Here is a 17,742-nt window from a genome sequence, read left to right as displayed (position 1 = left end):
ATTTCATTCATTGTTATCTTTATATTTTCGGAATTTTGCTTAGGTTCTTTAATTTTTTCACACTAATAGTTTAGTACATGATAGATTTTATTACAAGAAAGTAATTTATGGAATTTTTTTTTGATCTTTTTTGATTTAAAATATATTTTTTTATTTCAATGAGTTGCATAAATATAGGCTATCGGTGATCATTATCAATTAGACAAAAAAATAAAAAAATATTTTATTAGTGACTTATTTGTTATTTTTAGCGATTAAAATAACTTTTTTGTTATTTGTTATAACGCTATAATTTATAAGGATATTATGACTTAATTTTATTTTTTATTTTAATTTAATAATCATTTATTGATCTTCATTATAAATTTCTAGATTTTCAGATTCTTTCGTATAAGATCTTTTTTCGCGATCATTTTGTTGTCGTTCTAATAATGACAAATAATTGTCATTAATACCTTCAGTAACATATTTGCCATTAAAAACTGAACATTCAAAATTTTTTATATTTGGGTTTTGTTCTGTTATCGAATCAATTAAATCGGTTAAATCCTGAAAAATCACCCTATCAGCTCCAATAGCTTTTGCAATTTCTTCAACAGTACGATTATAAGCTATTAACTCATTTGCAACCGGCATATCAATACCATATACATTAGGATACCTAATTTCTGGTGCAGCTGAGGCTAAATAAACTTTTTTTGCACCTACCGAACGAACCATTTCTAAAATTTTTTGTGATGTGGTTCCTCGTACAATCGAATCATCAACAAGTAGTACATTTTTACCTTCGAACTCAATCCGATTTGCATTAAGTTTTCGGCGAACGGATTGTTTTCGTGTCATTTGACCAGGCATAATAAAGGTTCTACCTACATAGCGATTTTTCACAAAACCTTGCCTATAAGGTTTATTTAAAATACGTGCAATTTCAAGTGCTGAATCACAGGAGGTTTCTGGAATAGGAATAACAACATCAATATCTACATTCTGCCACTCTCTAGCTATTTTTCTCCCCAATTTTTGCCCCATTAAAATGCGTGACTGATAAACAGATACGCCATTCATAAATGAGTCTGGTCTGGCAAAATAAACATACTCAAAAATACAAGGATAATATTTTTGATTATCAGTACATTGTTGGGAATATAGTTCTCCATTTTGCGTTATATAAATTGCCTCGCCCGGGAGTACATCACGCATAAATTCAAAATCAAGAATATCCAATGCGACACTTTCAGATGCCACCATGTACTCGATTTTTTGATTATCAAGCACTCTTTTGCCTATCACTAAAGGGCGAATTCCATATGGGTCACGAAAAGCCACAAGTCCATGTCCAATAATCATTGTGACGCAAGCATATGCCCCTTTTATAATGTTATGGACCTGACGTATTGCTGTAAAAATATTCTCTGCGGTGAGTGGATAAGTCGGAAACTTATCAAGTTCGCTAGCAAAAATATTAAGTAATACTTCTGAATCAGAATTGGTGTTAATATGACGCCTTGCACGTTCAAAAACTATATTGCGTAGTTCATCAGTATTAGTTAGATTTCCATTGTGAGCAAGTGCGATTCCATAAGGAGAGTTAACATAAAAAGGTTGTGCTTCTGATGGACTTGAACTTCCAGCTGTAGGATAACGAACATGTCCTATCCCTAAATTTCCTTGTAAACGCTGCATATGATGATCTTGAAACACATCTTTTACTAAACCATTCGCTTTACGTAGTCGAAATCGATTCTGTTCATCTATGGTAACAATTCCCGCTGCATCTTGCCCTCGATGTTGCAAAACAGTTAGTGCATCATAAATCGATTGATTAACCGCACTACATCCTACTATACCAACAACACCACACATACGATATTTACTCCAAAGTTATCGAACTAAAAATGAAGACGAGTTTTGTATATAATCAAAAAACCATCTGATGATAAAATGAAAATGAGGAATTAATTCTGACTGAGTCCAATATGAAGAACGCGCTAATGGAGTGAACGTATCAATGAAAAATAGGATTGCAGCAACAACCAGTATTCCTCGCAATACACCAAAGCCGATACCGAGAACTCGATCTGTACCTGATAATCCAGTTTTTTGAACTAATTTAGTAATGATATAAGATACTAGTGAACCAACAATCAAAGTAGCAATAAAAAGAATAGCAATTGCAATAGCATTGCGTACCAAATCACTATCAAAATAAGTTAAATAGTCCGTGATATAGGAGTAAAAACGACTAGCTACAAAAAAAGCAAGTACCCAACTAATAAGCGATAAAGCTTCTCTAACAAAACCACGCACAATACTAATTAATGCTGACAAAACAATGACACCAATAATAGTAAAATCAACCCAATTCATCATATTAACTCACCAACTATGTTAAATATTTTTACACATTACTTTTTATTTTACTCTTCGTTTGCTAATCTAAAAGAGGCAAAAATGTTACTATAATAGCTTTTATTTATTCATTATTTTTTTATTATAACTATTTTTAGCTATTATAGATTTTTAATTAGCAACGATGATACCTTTTAATTTTGTTAAATTATTCAAACTAATAATCACTTGTTCAACTTGCTCTTTTTTAGCATAAGGTCCGACCTGTAATTTTATTAATTGATCTGGCTCTGGATTTTTCGGTATGACTCTAACGTTATAATTATTTAATCTTAATAACGCGACTAACTCTTCTATCTTTTGTCTATTTTTTAGTGCAATTAGTTGAATCATATAAGGTTTAGATTCCTGCTCTGGTGGAATAAGTTGAGTTGTTGGCGATGACATATCAACATGATCTGATATATCTGACGATATAAAAGAGTCTGTATTTTGATCTATATCGGGAATATAAGGTATATCAGGAACATTATTATTGGTAGTATTAGTAAAACTGTCAATAGTATCACCTGATGGTTCAATTATTTGATTTTGTTGATTTACTACATCAGGTTGTAAAATAGGCGTGGTTGAAGTTCGTAATTTTGACTTATCCGTTAATATACACGGCGCTAGTATAGCTAAGATAAGTAAAAATGACACAAGACCAACTAGTCGGTTTCTAACTTTATTTTGATTATCGTTTTTTTGATTCTTTACCATGATTGGCTTCACTTAATCTTTGGATTTTGCTAATACATCCGATACGGTATGAAAAGAACCACATACGACAATAATATCATCTTCATTAGCCTCTTGCATTGCTTTTTGATAAGCATCGGAAACCTTATCAAAAGTGGTAATATCAGTCATACCATTATCGATTAAATATTGTTTTAATACTTGCGCACTACATCCTCTTGCTCCATAAAGTGAAGCACAATACCACACATCACCTTTTAATTTTGATAAAGTAGTTTTTATGTCCTTATCCTTAAGCATACCAATAACAAACCGAATTTTACCAATAGATGGTTGTTCAGCTTTCACTTCCTCTAATTGTTTAAATAAATAATTTGCAGCATGGGGATTATGTGCTACGTCAATAATAACAAGTGGTGATGTATGTATTTTTTGAAATCGCCCGGTTAAACTTGTTTGTTCTAATCCTTTTTTAATTGCATCTTGATTAACATTTATAGATGAATAACTTAAAGCTGCAATTGCTGTTGCTGCGTTGGGAAGGGGTACATTTGGGATCGGTAAAGATTGATAAAGTTGTGTAGCTGACTGAAATTGCCATTGCATTTTATCTGTTTTTCGATAAAACCAATCATGGTTTACTGCATAAAATGGACAACTAATAGTCTTAGCAACTTCTAAAATGGTTGTTGGTATTTCTGGCTCACCAATGATAGCGACACTTTTTGCTTTAAAAATTCCGGCTTTTTCACGTCCAATACTTTCACGAGTATTACCTAAATATTCGACATGATCTATGCCAATAGTTGTTATAATTGCTACATCAGCATCAACAATATTGGTAGCATCTAACCTTCCACCAAGTCCGACTTCCAGAACTATAACATCTAATTTAGCCTGTTTAAATTGATAGAGAGCAGCTAAAGTTGCATATTCAAAATAGGTAAGTGAAATATCACCACGCAATCTCTCAATTTCAACAAATGCTTTAACTGTTTCTAACTCATTTGATTCTTGATTATTAATCCGCACTCGTTCAGTAAACCTTAATAAATGAGGCGAACTATAAACACCTACTCGATAATTAGCAGCAAGTAAAATCATTTCCAGAGTTCGACAAGTTGTGCCTTTACCATTTGTTCCAGCTACAGTAAACACGTAAGGCGCAGGTTGTAACACATCAAGTCGCTTTGCAACAGTTTTAACGCGCTCTAATCCAAGATCAATTGTTGTAGGATGTAATTGCTCTAAATAACAAAGCCATGTATTTAAGTCAGACATGGCATTCGGTTTGTTGTTTGACATTATCAATTAAACTGTCTCGTCGATAGTCGTCTCATTAAAAGGATTAGGATATTTCATTAATTTAGCTAAAATTGCAGCGATCTTTGGACGCATATTTTTACGGTGAACAATCATATCTATGGCCCCTTTTTCAAGCAAAAATTCACTGCGTTGAAATCCTTCAGGTAAAGTTTCACGAACTGTTTGTTGTATAACTCTTGGTCCTGCAAAACCAATTAATGCTTTTGGTTCAGCAATATTAATATCGCCAAGCATAGCCAAACTAGCGGATACTCCCCCCATTGTCGGATCGGTCATAACTGAAATATAAGGTAAACCTTCATCTTGCATTTTGGCAAGAATCGCACTAGTTTTTGCCATTTGCATTAATGAAAAGAGAGCCTCTTGCATTCGTGCACCACCACTAGTTGAAAAACAAATCAATGGACATTTATCAGCTATCGCTTGTTCAGCAGCACGAACAAATAATGCACCAACAACAGAAGACATCGAACCACCAATAAAGGCAAACTCAAAAGAAGCAACAACAACCGGAATACCAAACAGTGTCCCTTTCATTACTACCATTGCTTCTTTTTCATGAGTATCTTTTTGTGCTGCTGTTAAACGGTCTTTATATTTTTTGGTATCTTTAAATTTTAGAATATCTTTGGGTTCTAATTCTGAACCTAATTCCACATCAGAACCTTCATCTAAAAAACGATATAGTCTTACGCGTGCTGGAATATGCATGTGATGATCACATTTAGGACAAACCTCTAAATTACGATCAAGCTCAGCTTGATATATTATTTGTTCACAGTTGTCACATTTCGTCCAGACACCGCCTGGAATATTCGCTTTTTTATGATCTGATGATATGTTATTTTTACTAAGAATCTTCTCAATCCAACTCATTATAAGTCTCTCATTTTGATACTTTTTGATAAATATCGCGCTATTGTATAATACTTTGTCCTAATTCTTAATAGTTATTTTTAGCCCATATAAATAAGCATGTAGGAAAAACTAACATTATAATATAAAAATAAATAAAAAAATGAATATTAAAAAAACGTTTAATTGGATTGATGATTAACTAACATCTTTTAATCGTTCGGACATAATTAATATGATCTTAAAAAATTATTAGTATATAATTATCAAATTCATTTTCCATTTTTTGAAATAAGGGGTTATAGATGGACAAGGAAAAAGCAACCGCACCATCTTTTCAAGATGTTTTAGAATACATTCGTTTATCACGTCGCCTTAATAAATTAAAACGTGAAATCTCAGATAATGAGAAAAAAATCCGAGATAACCAAAAACGTGTACTATTACTTGAAAACTTAAGTGATTACATTAAACCAAATATGACTTATGAAGAACTGCAAGCGATTATTGCTAATATGAAAAGCGATTATGATGATCGTGTCGATGATTATATTATTAAAAATGCCGAGATCTCTAAAGAGCGCCGTGAAATCAGCAAAAAAATGCGTACTTACAGTAGATCAAATTAATTTTTCTAATTAATAACTCCCATTACAAACAGGGAGTTATTTATGCGAAGTAAAATTAACCTCCGGCTAATTTTACTTTAAATCCTTTATCTTCAAGTAATATCTTTAGTATTTCTCGTTTATCACCTTGAATTTCAATTGTTCCCTCTTTAGCAGAACCGCCACAACCACAACGTTTTTTTAGTTCTGCAGCTAATTGTAACAATTGGTGATCATCAAGATCAAAACCTGATATAACGCAAACACCTTTGCCTTTTCGACCCGATATTTGACGTTGAATACGAATAATCCCATCACCTTTAGGACGAGAATTTATGGTTTTTGTGGGTTTAATTCGACCTTGTTCGGTCGAATAGACTAATTGATTATCAGACATAACATGATTAACTCTTATTCAAATCAAGTGTAGATAATATTGATTGCAATGCTTTGCTAGGATCTTCTGCTTGGGTAATCGGGCGTCCAATCACTAAATAATCAGATCCAGCAGCTTGAGCTCGCTGAGGAGTCATAATGCGTCTTTGATCATCTCGATTAGAACCTACCGGTCTAATTCCCGGTGTCACTAATTTAAATTCACTACCTAAACGAGTTCTAAAACTCTGCACTTCTTTAGCTGAACAAACCACACCATCTAAACCACAATTTTTAGCCAGGATAGCTAGTTTAGTTGCTTGCTCAAGAGGTGAAACATTAATACCTATTTCGTTAAGATCATTAGATTCCATACTGGTCAATACGGTTACAGCAATAAGTAAAGGCGCGTCTTTACCATAAATATAAAGTGCATCTTTCGCTGCTTCCATCATGCGTGAACCACCACTGGCATGAACATTTGTCATCCAAACGCCTAAATCTGCTGCTGCCATTACTGCTTTAGCTACAGTATTTGGAATATCATGAAATTTAAGGTCCAAAAAAATATCAAATCCTTTTTGCATAATTTGTTTGATAAAGTCAGGACCAGCATGAGTAAATAACTCTTTACCAATTTTTAAGCGACAATCTTGAGGTTCAACTCTATCTATAAAATTCCATGCTGATTTGACGTCAGCAAAATCAACAGCAACAATTATTGGTGATGACATAGCAGATGTATTCCTTCTTAATAATAAACTAATACCTATTTTTTCTAATGAATTTATCTAAATCTTTATAAAAGATTCTGGCACTTTCTTTATAACCTTGCAAGGTTTGATGCACTAAATCTGTTTTAGCAAGTTCTCGTTGTTTCCATTCTTTTATAGCAAACTTTCCACCCATTGCTTGTTGCCAATCCCAAAATAATGTTTTTTCTGATTTAGCAACTTGCTTTTGAATTTCTTTTATTTGTGAAAATGATTTTGGCGCTTCATTTTCATTTATCATAGTATCTGGAGGTGAAATCAATAAAATTGTGGCGTTAGGTAATGTTTTGCGAATTTGACGAATATTACTTACTAAATTTTTTCGGTACTCATCAGCATCTAATGTCTCATCAAAACTCTCATTAGTACCATATTCAAGTATCACTAAATCACTTTGTGAAAAACCTAATTCTTTAAACCAACCGGAATGCCACTTCTGCCATATACTTTGTTTGGCTCCATTAGTTGCAATCGCTGAAACGACGACTCCTGACTGATGATAACGTGTTAACCAAATACCACCTAATTCAAGATCGTTTTGAGCTTTAATTACCAAAGGCATTTTAGAGACAACGGTGGCTGTTTGCCATACATTTTTTTTGGGAGTATAGTTAAAATTTACTTGTTTATTATTGATATCAAAAAGTTCAAGTGATTTAGCTGTATTATGATGTGTTTTAAATGTCAATTTGACTTGCCAATTTTTATTATAAATAACTTTGGGCTCAATTTGAATTGTGGCTACATTATTAATCGGTTTAGCAATGAAGCCTCCCATTGGAAAATCTAAATTACTTAATACTCTACTACTTAAAATATCCCAATTTTTGCTTTTCCAACTAACCGCTGTATGATTTTGCCCTTTTATAGCAACAGGTGTTATCCAGCCAATACCTGCATTACCATATTTTTTTTGCATTAAGGTTCTAAATTCACCAGTGAAAAAATCAGCGGCAGAGTGTGAATCACCAAATTGTATAATATTGACCACTTGATCTGTTTTTTTAGTACTGATTAAAGATTTTATTCGATTAACAAATTTTTTGGCATTAGGATCACCAAAATCAACAATACCTGAAACGTTTGTTGTTGTTGTTTTGCTTTCAGCAATACTACATCCAACTATTATTCCTACTATTATTATAGTAAAAATATACTTTATAAATTTAATCACTGTCGGTATCCTCTAAGTCTTTAAAAGTGATTTTTTCCATAATGGCATTAGCCAAAATTTTTTGACCTGACGGTGTGAAATGAATACCATCATCAACTCTTACTTTTATTTTAACTTTATTCGTTTCGATAAAATTACTGAATTTTTCGTATGTACAACCCAATAATTCATTAGTTGTTAGAAAGTGCTGCTGTGTTTTTTCTAATTCTGATTTATATAGAGTATTTAAATAAACCATACCTTCATTTAGTTTTGGTTTACGCATACAAGGTGCTGCAAGCCAAAGTACTTGAACGTTATGTTCTTTGGCGATATGTAAAATTGTAGCTATTCGCAAACGATATTGTTGCTCCCAGAGCTCAGACTTGAATCTTGCAAATTTAGCATAACCTTTAACCGGAAAGTCCCAAGGGTCGTTAGGGCCCAAAAACATAACGAGTAATTTAATTGAAGGATCTGCTACTATGTTATCATTAATTGTTTTTGGCCAGTCAAAAGCACTGGGGTAAGCAAGTCCAGTGCTTTGCTTACTGAAATTAACACTTTCTATTTTATACTTTTTAAATAACATTTTTTTAACATGAGGTGCAACACCTTGCATTAAAGAATCGCCAGCAAATAAAACCTTATCTTTTTCAGTCAAAAAAATCGGTAATGGTTTATAAATTGCGATAATTTCTGATATTTTGTCCGGTAAAGCGGTGCTCTGTAACATTGGTTGATTGATATTATTGTCATCCTTTGTTTCCTGAGAATTGGGATTGGAATGGTTATTAACGGTTTCATTCTTTATAGCATTTTGTTCAACTGATTCTTTGGTTTTATTGTTTTTGTCAGCAGTTTTACTTGGTAAAGCAGCTGTATTAGATTTTTTTTTCCTAAATTGAGGTAATATATAAGAATGCACTTGAACAAGAATATTATCTTTTGATACTGAACTATTTTCCTCGGTGTTTTCATCATGAATTTTGACCGGTTTAGGCTCATCTTCTAAAGTGTTTTGTGTGGTTAGCGTATTTGTATTTAAAAGTTCAAAATGATATGTCTGTTGCCAATAAATTAAAATTGAATTGTAATAAACAACCATTAACCCAATAGCGGTAATAGTTAATAGAACGAAAATGTTCCGAGCAGATAAGGATTTCTCAGTCGAAATAAATAGATTATTGTTTGTTTTCTCTAATTTATTAGACTGTTGGACAATATTCTCATTCGAAAAATTATAATATTGGAATTTTAAACTCAATTTAGACTCTTATTATTAAAAAATTATTCTCTATATATCATTGTTACTAAATAGCATAATTAGAAATTAGCATAAATAAAATTTGGTACGCCTGACGGCGCTATATAAATAGTTAACCACATTATCAAAATAAAAATAAAAGGCAAACAAACTCGATTTACTTTGGAAAGTTGTTTTATGAACCATTCAGGAAAAGTTTTACACTTCGAATAAATAACACATATAAAGCAAAAAATCAGGAATACTTCTGGGTAATGTGGTTTTATTAAAAAATTACTGGTTAATGCCGTAAAATAATCCCCAACATCCGATAAGCTTTCACAATAAAAAAACAACCAAGTAAAACAAACATAATGCCAGGTCAATAATCTGGCAAGGGTAGGTAAATACTTTGTCACCAAGCCTTGTCCTAAATAACGATCACCAATATTGAGTGCAACAATACCTAAACCATGAATAGCTCCCCAAATAATGAAATTAATTCCTGCTCCATGCCATAAACCAGACAATATCATTGCTAACATAACATTAATTTGTGTTCGGATAAAACCACAACGGTTGCCACCAAGAGGGATATAAATATAATCACGAATCCAGTTGGATAAACTAATATGCCAACGATACCAAAAATCACGTAAATTCAGTGCTAAATAAGGGAAATTAAAGTTGATAGGTAAACGAAAACCGAGCAATAAAGCAATAGCGGTCACTAAATCCGTATAGCCAGAGAAGTTTAAATATAGTTGAATGGCATAAGCATAAAGACCAACTAATAAATCGATAACATTAAATTCTATTGGATTAGCAAAAATAGGATTAACCCAATTATCATTAATCAAAGCACCAAAACAGTAAACTTTTATTACTGCCAGCATAATCAGAGTAAAAGCACGAAACGGCTCTATAATTTGGCGAGATTGAGTAATTGCAATTTGTGGTAAAAATTCTTTAGCTCGATTAATGGGACCGGCAATAATGCTGGGGAAAAACGATAAAAATAATACAAAATCCCAAAATTTAGCTACTGGTATTTCTTTATTTTTGACGGAAACCAAATAACTAATAGAATGGAATGTATAAAATGATATGCCAATAGGCATTAATACTGAAATCAAAGGTAATGCAATTGATAAATGCCAGAAGTTGAGCAGCGCTTGTATTTCATATCTAAAGAAATCAAAATATTTAAATAAGGCTAAGTTAGTTATCGATACAAACAAACTGACAATTAACCACAGTTTTGCATGACGCTCAGATTTAGATATTATGACTGAAAAGAAATAAATAATGCAGGTGTAAATAAAAAGGATAAGTGCAAATTGCCAACTATAACTACTAACAATCAAATAACTAATTATTAGTAATAGATTATTTTGTAATTTAGGTGATAAATAGCATGCCCAATAGAAAGCAAAAAAAATAATAAAAAGTAAACCAAATTCAATAGATAAATAACTCACTGCAATCCTTTCTACTTAAACGCATACCTAATCTGAAACTTTTTGTCAAAAAATCTACATTAATATGAGTTACTAATTACTTCCGATTGGGCAAACACATTACAAACAATCAATTCTTTATTTAATCCATTTATAGAAAGTAGATGTTGTCTTGCTTGTAACCACAGATCATAAAGTGCAGTAATTTTTTCATAACTATACGTTGCCAATAATCTAACCAATGTTACTTGATCGCGATTAATAATAAAACGCCCAACTTTTTGCTTAGCTTTAAGTGCATCACTCAATAACGCACAAAACCAAATAATGCGTTCCAAAAATTGTTCATGATCAAATGTCTTTGCTAATTGCCAATAATTATTTTGTGGTAATGCAGTTAATAAATTTTCACAAAATACTTTTCGCTGTTGCCATTTTTCTGGCGCTAATAAAGCTAATGCAGATAATGGCGCATTTTCGCTCAATAATAGTGCTGTGGCAAGTTCATTATCGCTATATGCTAAATTATGATTCTTTTTTAGCCATTCAATAGATTGTTCTAGTTTAGGTACTTTTAAAAAATAAGAAAAACAGCGACTGTGAATTGTAGGTAACATTTGGCTATTATGTTCATCACTTAAAATAAAATATGTATTAAGCGGTGGTTCTTCTAATGTTTTTAATAAAGCATTAGCCGCAGCTTCAGTCATTAATGCGGCCCGTTTAATCCAAATGACTTTATTATTACCTTGCTGTGATTTTTCATAGACTTTACTTGATAAACTACGAATTTGATCTATACCAATCGATTGTTTATTTGGTTCATTAATGATCACATAATAATCAGGGTGGTTATTCGCTAAAAATAATTGACAACTGTGACACTTGAAGCAAGGTTCTAACTGTTCTGTCGATTGACATAATAAACGGTTGGCCAATAATTTAATAAGCGTATCCTCACCACTACCTTGAACATAATTAATCAATAAAGCATGGTGAGCACGTTGCTGTAATATACCTAAAGTCAATTGTTGATAAGGTAAAATAAGCCAAGGGTAATCATCTAATTTCATGAAAGATTCACCTGTTTTGGTAACCATGTTACTAAAATTTGTTCAATTTGTTTAACCACATTAGCCATTGGTTTTTCTGCATCAATAGTAATAATAGTGCTATCTTGTTTAGCAAGTTCTTGATAACGCTGACGAATTCGCTTAAAAAATGATAAAGATTGCTGTTCAATACGATCTAATTTACCTCTGGATTTAGCACGCATTAAACCTATTTCAGGGTCGATATCTAAATATAACGTTAAATCAGGTTTAAAATCACCTAAAACTTGATTTTTTAATGTTTCAATAAAAACTGTATTTAACTGCCGCCCTCCTCCTTGATAAGCCTGAGTCGATAAATCATGACGGTCACCAATTACCCATTTTCCTAATTTAAGCGAGGGTTTTATCACATTTTCAATTAATTGAATACGCGCAGCGTATAACATAAGTAATTCTGCTTTATCGGTTAAAAACTCATTGTCTAAACCATTTTTAATAATATTTCGTAATGCTTCAGCAATAGGGGTTCCGCCCGGTTCACGAGTAAATTGCAAATCGTCAATATTATGCTGATTTAATATGGTGGCAACGGTATTAATGGCAGTTGTTTTACCTGCCCCTTCAAGCCCTTCAATGACAATAAATTTACCGGTCATAATAATTTCCTAATTTTGTTATATATAGAATGCTCTATACATTAAAGTTGAGCTATTGTACGCTATTTTCACTCTTTTTTTTAGCATCTATGATTAGAAGTGTATTATAAAGAATATAATTAATTATTTAGAGCAATACCCGATTAAAATCTTAATTGAATTTTTTAGTTAGTTTCATGATAATTCAAAATTAATTTAGCCAATAAACAAAATCACTGCTATAGTTTTGATAATTAATCTGATTATTTTAATCTAACTATTAAAAATAGCGTAATCAGTAATTCATAATGATTTATCACATTGTTGATATTGGATATTGGATAGTGGATAGTGAATATGGAGCAGAATTTTAAAAATTATAAGATTGATCTTTTGAAGCCAATTAAAATAAAACAAAGAGTCATATTAATTCTGGTAATATTATTGATAATCATGTTACTTATTAACTTATTTTTTTTGTTAAAAATAAGATCAAAAATAATAGTCTTTGCAACTATCGAATCTTATACTTTTATCAGTTCTTTTTTTATTAGTTTTATCTTTGCTTTTTCCCCAAAATCATTGCTAAATAAACAACGCATTTGGAAGCGGATAGAAAACTATTTTTTAAAGTTTATAAATATTTTTATAATCTGCTGGATAACAATTTGTTGTTTTCCAAACGCGGCAGTATATTTTATGCCTGGTGAATATAGAACCTATATTACACAATATTTAATTACCTCACCAGGTCCGAGCCTATCAAGACATAATCACTGTAAAAATGGCATTAGAATATATGATGAATATACTTCCAGTAGTTTTTTCCTCTGTTTTACTCCAGATGAGAACACTCAATATGGTAATAAAGCTTTAGTAACGATAAAAACAACGCCATTAGGTTCATATTTATCTGACTATAAATTATTTATTCAACATTAATACTTAATAGCTAAATTAAAAAATTTGGTTATTATGAGCTGGTAATAAAATAATTGATAGCGATTTTATAATCTATATAGAGGGAAAATAGGTTTTGATGGCTAATAAAACTAAAATCATCATTAGTATATTCCTTTAAGCCAAGGAATAGTTTTTAACATTGTAAAAACTCATATATTACTAAAGTATCACGTGAGCACAGGGAACTGTGTTGGCTAGTGTTTTTTGGCCGGATTATCTATATATCCTTTCTTATCGCTGATATTAATTGCGTAAATAGTTTTATTTCTCACTTGTATGTTAATAAAAAAATCTTTATCACAATAAGGACATATAGTATATCCTTCGGCAATAAAATTTTCTTTCAACTTTATTTTTGTTTGGTTAATTAGCTCATCTCCTAAATTATATTCAAACAAACCTCCCGACGGAAAAAATGCCTCTATTTCAAATGTCCCCGAAGTCCTACATCGTGGGCATGTACAATATGCAGTTAGAAAATCATAACTAGCCATAATTGTTATCTCCTTACTATGGATAGGCTACACTAATTAATACCAGTTTAATAAGTTGCGTTGCACTTTATCAACTTAAATCACAGTATCCTTGTTCTGTATATTCAAAATCAAGCTAAAACCGACGAGGCATTCCCAAAAAGATAAATCAATTAATATTTGGTTGGTATTTAATTGCTATTTTACTTTAAAGCATACAAATTGGGCTGTTTACAAGCATATGCTAAAAATTAGCTTGCATAATTATAATAATGTGGGAGAATTCCCTGCCGCTTTGAGCGGGTAAAAAGGCAAAACTATACTTAGTAGTTTTTTATTGTTTTTTTGGACAGAGGAGCAAAGTCATGTCCACAATAAAAATGAAACGAGTTTTAACCACACCTGCATTGATTGCATTTGGTTTAGCTTATATGGTTCCTTTAGGAATCTTTACCACTTATGGGCAAGTTACAGTTTTAAGCAATGGACACTTACCTATAGCCTATATTATCACCCTTGCAATGATCTTTTTCACAGCATTAAGTTATTGTCGTATGGCAAATAAATTACCTATTGCGGGTTCTGCCTATTCTTATGTGCAATATACGTTTGGCGGGAAAATTGGTTTTTTAGTGGGTTGGGCACAAATCCTTGATTACTTGTTTTTACCAATATTGAATTATTTGGTATTAGGCATTTATTTACATGATACATTTCCTTTTATACCAGCTTATGTTTTTGTATTAGGAGCATTGATCAGTGTTAGCCTATTAAATTTTATAGGAATCAAACTTATTAATTCCGTTAATTTTACTTTAATTATTGTGCAATTGATTTTTATTGCATTGTTTGTTTTCTTAGCATTTTCTAATGTTGATCTTACATCAGAGGCAATGTTAAAACCACTTCAAGTAAATTCAAGCGACTTTAGTGGTTTACTTTCTGGCGCAGCAGTACTTTGTTTGGCTTTTCTAGGCTTTGATGCGATTGCCACCCTTGCTGAAGAATCAAATGATGCACAAAAATCACTGCCTAGAGCAATATTATGGACTGTAGTAATAGCGGGTGGTATCTTTTTAATTGTCTCTTATAGTGCTCACTTAGCCTATCCGGTATGGAGTGATTTAGTTGGTAAAGAAGACATTGCAAGTTTATACGTTGTGCGTCGTGTTGGCGAAATTAGCCATTTAAGTGGTCATTTTATGTATAGCTTCTTTCAAGCGGCCTATTTGACTGGCGTTTTTGCTTCAGCAATGACCGCTCAAACGAGTGTATCAAGGATATTTTATGCAATGGGGCGAGAAGGCGTGTTACCTAAACAAATTTTTTATAAAATTCATCATCGTTTCAGAACGCCTTACTTATCTATTATTTTTGTGGCCAGTTTTTCATTGTTATCATTAGTATTAGATCTTAGTTTAGTGGTATCAATGATTAGTTTTGGCGCATTGGTTGCCTTTACTTTTGTCAACTTGTGTGTAATTAAAAGCTATTTAGGTAAATTTAAAGGTAATACAGCTACTACTATTTTTAAATATGGCGTATTACCCTTAATCGGAGTTTTACTATCATTGTGGCTTTGGACTAGTCTTGATGCAACAGCGATGATTGTTGGTTTAATTTGGTTGGCGATTGGATTTATTTATTTAGTTTACCTAACTAAAGGTTTCACTTGTATGTTACCGTCAATAGATCATAAAGAACTTAATTCTATTATCAAAAATTAAACTAATTATATTGATAGATCTGCTTTATTTAAAATTGAATAATATCTTTTATACTATTCCGTCGATTGTCATCGACGGAACCAAATTTTTGAAAAATATATTGCTGAATTAGCCTGGCAATTATTCACCAAAACCTGTAGCAAAAAGCTCGCGGATTTCATCCATTGCGGCTTGTTCATCTTCACCATCACAAATAATTTCAACCGTAGAGCCGCCTTTAACACCTGCCCCAAGTAGACCCATCATACTTTTTAATTTTATGTTTTTTTCATTATATACAAGTTCAATGGATGATTTGTAGCGACCAGCTAATTTAACCAGTGTCGTAACCGGGCGTGCATGAAGGCCTGTTGAATTTTTTACTACCATTTGCTCTTTTAACATACTAAAGTCCTTATTTATATTTTTAAGTTAATTAAATGCATGTATTTATATCATAAATTAAATCGTTTTGCTCTTTTTTAGATGTGAATTTTTATACATATGTCATATCGCATTGTTTTATTTGAAAATTTAAGTTAACTAAATATTTTATACCCAAAAATAACGTACAATATGGAAAAAAATGGGTGCAGCAAAACAAACTGAATCTAAACGATCAAGCACACCTCCATGTCCGCTTATCACTTTACCCCAATCTTTTACCCCTCTATCGCGTTTTATGGCAGACATAACTAATCCCCCCATAAAACCAAACAAAGTAATTAGCAAAGAAATCAAACCAGCCTGAATAAAGCTAAATGGTGTAATCCAAAAAAGACAAGCCCCAATCATGCTTGCTGTTAAAATTCCTCCCAAAAAACCTTCAATGGTTTTTGACGGTGATAAATTTGGTGCAATTTTATGTTTGCCAAATAGCTTACCAAATACGTATTGCAATACATCAGAGAGTTGCACGACCAAGATTAAAAAAGCAATAAGTAATAAATTGCGGTCTTGGTAGTTATTGATTTCTAATGTCAACAGTGCTGGCACACAAGAAATACAATAAACAGTAATCATAAGTCCCCATTGCACCTCAGCTGTTCTTTCTAAAAAATTATTTGTCGATCCAGTTATTGAAGCCAAAATAGCCAATAACAAAAAAGCATATATCGGAATAAAAATACTAAATAAACCATACCATGAAATAGCCACCAAAATATATTGCAACGGTAGTGCCACATAAAAAGCAAATAGTAGTGCATAATAATCATAACGTGTTATGGGCGTTAAGATAAGAAATTCGCGTAAAGCAAATCCCGATGCAACAAAAAATAGAAAAACTACCGCTAATTTACCCAATAAAAAAGTAAAACCAATGATGACCACCATTACCCACCAAGAATTGATGCGAGAATTGAGATTATCAATTACTTTATTTGGGGTACTTATGCGATGTTTTAATAACCAACCTATAACGGAGGCGACAACCAGTAATAATCCTATGCCTACAAAAAGCAGTATAGTATCGCGTTGATAGCTTGACATTAAATACCCCCATAACTAATTCAGCATAAAATTCATGGTAAATACTATAACTTCATTTAATATAAAAAATGCCAATAAATACTGAAATTATCAGTAGTAGCAGCTGTATAGCCAACGCTATTATTTGTTTCTTTAATAATTTAACTGTACCATACTGACGCTCGTTTAATGTTCGTGAAGTGAGAGTGTTTTTGATTAATTTTAATTTTATTAATGCTTCATCCAATTCAACGAGTGTTTTAGGCAATTGATCTAGGTGATTAACTAAGTAATCAAATAGCTTCTTATCCAAATAAAGTCGAAGAGCATAATATTTAGCCATTAAACCGCTAACAAACACTGCACAACATAAAATTGTTAACAATACTGTGTCAGTCCACCAACTTGAAATTATCGCAATGCCTAAAGCTAACACTGTCAATAACTGTGAAAAGCAATCAATTGGTTTACTGATGGTGAGTAAACTACAAAAGGTTACTAATGTGGTTTTATTTATGTTATCAGTTATTTCGCTATGTTGAGTTTTACACATA

19 protein-coding genes are annotated in these 17,742 nt (G+C 32.0%); 3 read left to right on the top strand and 16 right to left on the bottom strand.

The window, feature by feature from the left end; genetic code table 11:
• Positions 1 to 345: 345 nt before the first annotated feature.
• The 5 genes from purF to accD all read right to left on the bottom strand — a co-directional run bounded on the left by purF (position 346) and on the right by accD (position 5,292).
• Positions 346 to 1,863: an amidophosphoribosyltransferase gene (gene purF / locus Q0K76_RS09910; RefSeq protein ID WP_294615144.1), complete on the bottom strand. Its 1,518-nt coding sequence runs from the start codon at positions 1,861 to 1,863 to the stop codon at positions 346 to 348.
• A gap of 18 nt (positions 1,864 to 1,881) precedes the next feature.
• The gene (locus Q0K76_RS09905) at positions 1,882 to 2,367 is read right to left on the bottom strand and encodes a CvpA family protein (RefSeq protein ID WP_363322464.1); all 486 of its coding nucleotides are present in this window, start codon (positions 2,365 to 2,367) and stop codon (positions 1,882 to 1,884) included.
• A gap of 153 nt (positions 2,368 to 2,520) precedes the next feature.
• Complete coding sequence (locus Q0K76_RS09900) at positions 2,521 to 3,111, bottom strand: SPOR domain-containing protein (RefSeq protein ID WP_294615139.1); 591 nt, start codon at positions 3,109 to 3,111, stop codon at positions 2,521 to 2,523.
• Positions 3,112 to 3,123: 12 nt separating this feature from the next.
• Positions 3,124 to 4,395 (bottom strand): bifunctional tetrahydrofolate synthase/dihydrofolate synthase, encoded by a 1,272-nt coding sequence (gene folC, locus Q0K76_RS09895; RefSeq protein WP_294615137.1) that lies wholly within the window; start codon positions 4,393 to 4,395, stop codon positions 3,124 to 3,126.
• 6 nt (positions 4,396 to 4,401) lie between these two features.
• Positions 4,402 to 5,292 carry an acetyl-CoA carboxylase, carboxyltransferase subunit beta gene (accD, locus tag Q0K76_RS09890; RefSeq protein WP_294615134.1) on the bottom strand — a complete coding sequence of 297 codons (891 nt, stop codon included), beginning with the start codon at positions 5,290 to 5,292 and terminating at the stop codon, positions 4,402 to 4,404.
• A 284-nt stretch (positions 5,293 to 5,576) separates the two neighbouring features.
• Here accD and tmaR point away from each other — a divergent pair, with 284 nt between their 5' ends.
• Positions 5,577 to 5,900, top strand: a complete 324-nt coding sequence (gene tmaR / locus Q0K76_RS09885) for a PTS system regulator TmaR (RefSeq protein WP_294615131.1) — start codon at positions 5,577 to 5,579, stop codon at positions 5,898 to 5,900.
• Positions 5,901 to 5,955: 55 nt separating this feature from the next.
• Here tmaR and yciH read toward each other — a convergent pair whose 3' ends face one another.
• The 7 genes from yciH to tmk are packed head-to-tail and all read right to left on the bottom strand — an operon-like array spanning position 5,956 to position 12,597.
• Entirely contained in the window at positions 5,956 to 6,276 is a 321-nt protein-coding gene (yciH, locus tag Q0K76_RS09880) for a stress response translation initiation inhibitor YciH (protein WP_294615128.1), read from the bottom strand.
• Positions 6,277 to 6,283: 7 nt separating this feature from the next.
• Positions 6,284 to 6,988 (bottom strand): orotidine-5'-phosphate decarboxylase, encoded by a 705-nt coding sequence (gene pyrF / locus Q0K76_RS09875; RefSeq protein WP_294615124.1) that lies wholly within the window; start codon positions 6,986 to 6,988, stop codon positions 6,284 to 6,286.
• 28 nt (positions 6,989 to 7,016) lie between these two features.
• On the bottom strand, positions 7,017 to 8,201 hold the full coding sequence (locus Q0K76_RS09870) for a GDSL-type esterase/lipase family protein (protein ID WP_294615121.1): 1,185 nt from the start codon (positions 8,199 to 8,201) through the stop codon (positions 7,017 to 7,019).
• A complete protein-coding gene (locus Q0K76_RS09865) occupies positions 8,194 to 9,447 on the bottom strand; it encodes a DUF459 domain-containing protein (RefSeq protein WP_294615118.1) in 1,254 nt (417 codons plus the stop codon). The genes Q0K76_RS09870 and Q0K76_RS09865 overlap by 8 nt, the downstream gene beginning before the upstream one ends.
• Before the next feature lie 59 nt (positions 9,448 to 9,506).
• Complete coding sequence (locus Q0K76_RS09860) at positions 9,507 to 10,907, bottom strand: MBOAT family O-acyltransferase (RefSeq protein WP_294615115.1); 1,401 nt, start codon at positions 10,905 to 10,907, stop codon at positions 9,507 to 9,509.
• A 59-nt stretch (positions 10,908 to 10,966) separates the two neighbouring features.
• The gene (gene holB, locus Q0K76_RS09855) at positions 10,967 to 11,959 is read right to left on the bottom strand and encodes a DNA polymerase III subunit delta' (protein ID WP_294615112.1); all 993 of its coding nucleotides are present in this window, start codon (positions 11,957 to 11,959) and stop codon (positions 10,967 to 10,969) included.
• A complete protein-coding gene (tmk, locus tag Q0K76_RS09850) occupies positions 11,956 to 12,597 on the bottom strand; it encodes a dTMP kinase (RefSeq protein WP_294615109.1) in 642 nt (213 codons plus the stop codon). The genes holB and tmk overlap by 4 nt, the downstream gene beginning before the upstream one ends.
• Before the next feature lie 678 nt (positions 12,598 to 13,275).
• Here tmk and Q0K76_RS09845 point away from each other — a divergent pair.
• A complete protein-coding gene (locus Q0K76_RS09845) occupies positions 13,276 to 13,518 on the top strand; it encodes a hypothetical protein (protein ID WP_294615107.1) in 243 nt (80 codons plus the stop codon).
• Positions 13,519 to 13,733: 215 nt separating this feature from the next.
• Here Q0K76_RS09845 and Q0K76_RS09840 read toward each other — a convergent pair whose 3' ends face one another.
• Positions 13,734 to 14,033 carry a hypothetical protein gene (locus Q0K76_RS09840; protein WP_294615105.1) on the bottom strand — a complete coding sequence of 100 codons (300 nt, stop codon included), beginning with the start codon at positions 14,031 to 14,033 and terminating at the stop codon, positions 13,734 to 13,736.
• A gap of 344 nt (positions 14,034 to 14,377) precedes the next feature.
• Here Q0K76_RS09840 and Q0K76_RS09835 point away from each other — a divergent pair, with 344 nt between their 5' ends.
• The gene (locus tag Q0K76_RS09835) at positions 14,378 to 15,739 is read left to right on the top strand and encodes an APC family permease (protein ID WP_294615103.1); all 1,362 of its coding nucleotides are present in this window, start codon (positions 14,378 to 14,380) and stop codon (positions 15,737 to 15,739) included.
• Between the two features lie 120 nt (positions 15,740 to 15,859).
• Here the strand turns inward: Q0K76_RS09835 and Q0K76_RS09830 are convergent, their stop codons facing one another.
• From Q0K76_RS09830 to Q0K76_RS09820, 3 genes are all read right to left on the bottom strand, one after another.
• Positions 15,860 to 16,123, bottom strand: a complete 264-nt coding sequence (locus Q0K76_RS09830; protein WP_294615100.1) for an HPr family phosphocarrier protein — start codon at positions 16,121 to 16,123, stop codon at positions 15,860 to 15,862.
• A 147-nt stretch (positions 16,124 to 16,270) separates the two neighbouring features.
• The gene (locus Q0K76_RS09825) at positions 16,271 to 17,209 is read right to left on the bottom strand and encodes a phosphatidate cytidylyltransferase (RefSeq protein WP_294615097.1); all 939 of its coding nucleotides are present in this window, start codon (positions 17,207 to 17,209) and stop codon (positions 16,271 to 16,273) included.
• A gap of 52 nt (positions 17,210 to 17,261) precedes the next feature.
• On the bottom strand, positions 17,262 to 17,741 hold the full coding sequence (locus Q0K76_RS09820; RefSeq protein WP_294615094.1) for a hypothetical protein: 480 nt from the start codon (positions 17,739 to 17,741) through the stop codon (positions 17,262 to 17,264).
• Position 17,742: the final 1 nt, after the last annotated feature.

This window comes from uncultured Gilliamella sp. (assembly GCA_945271295.1).
In the GTDB taxonomy this organism is placed as follows: domain Bacteria; phylum Pseudomonadota; class Gammaproteobacteria; order Enterobacterales; family Orbaceae; genus Gilliamella.
Note: the sequence above shows the minus strand (reverse complement) of the source record. Positions and strands in the feature narration are given on the sequence as shown.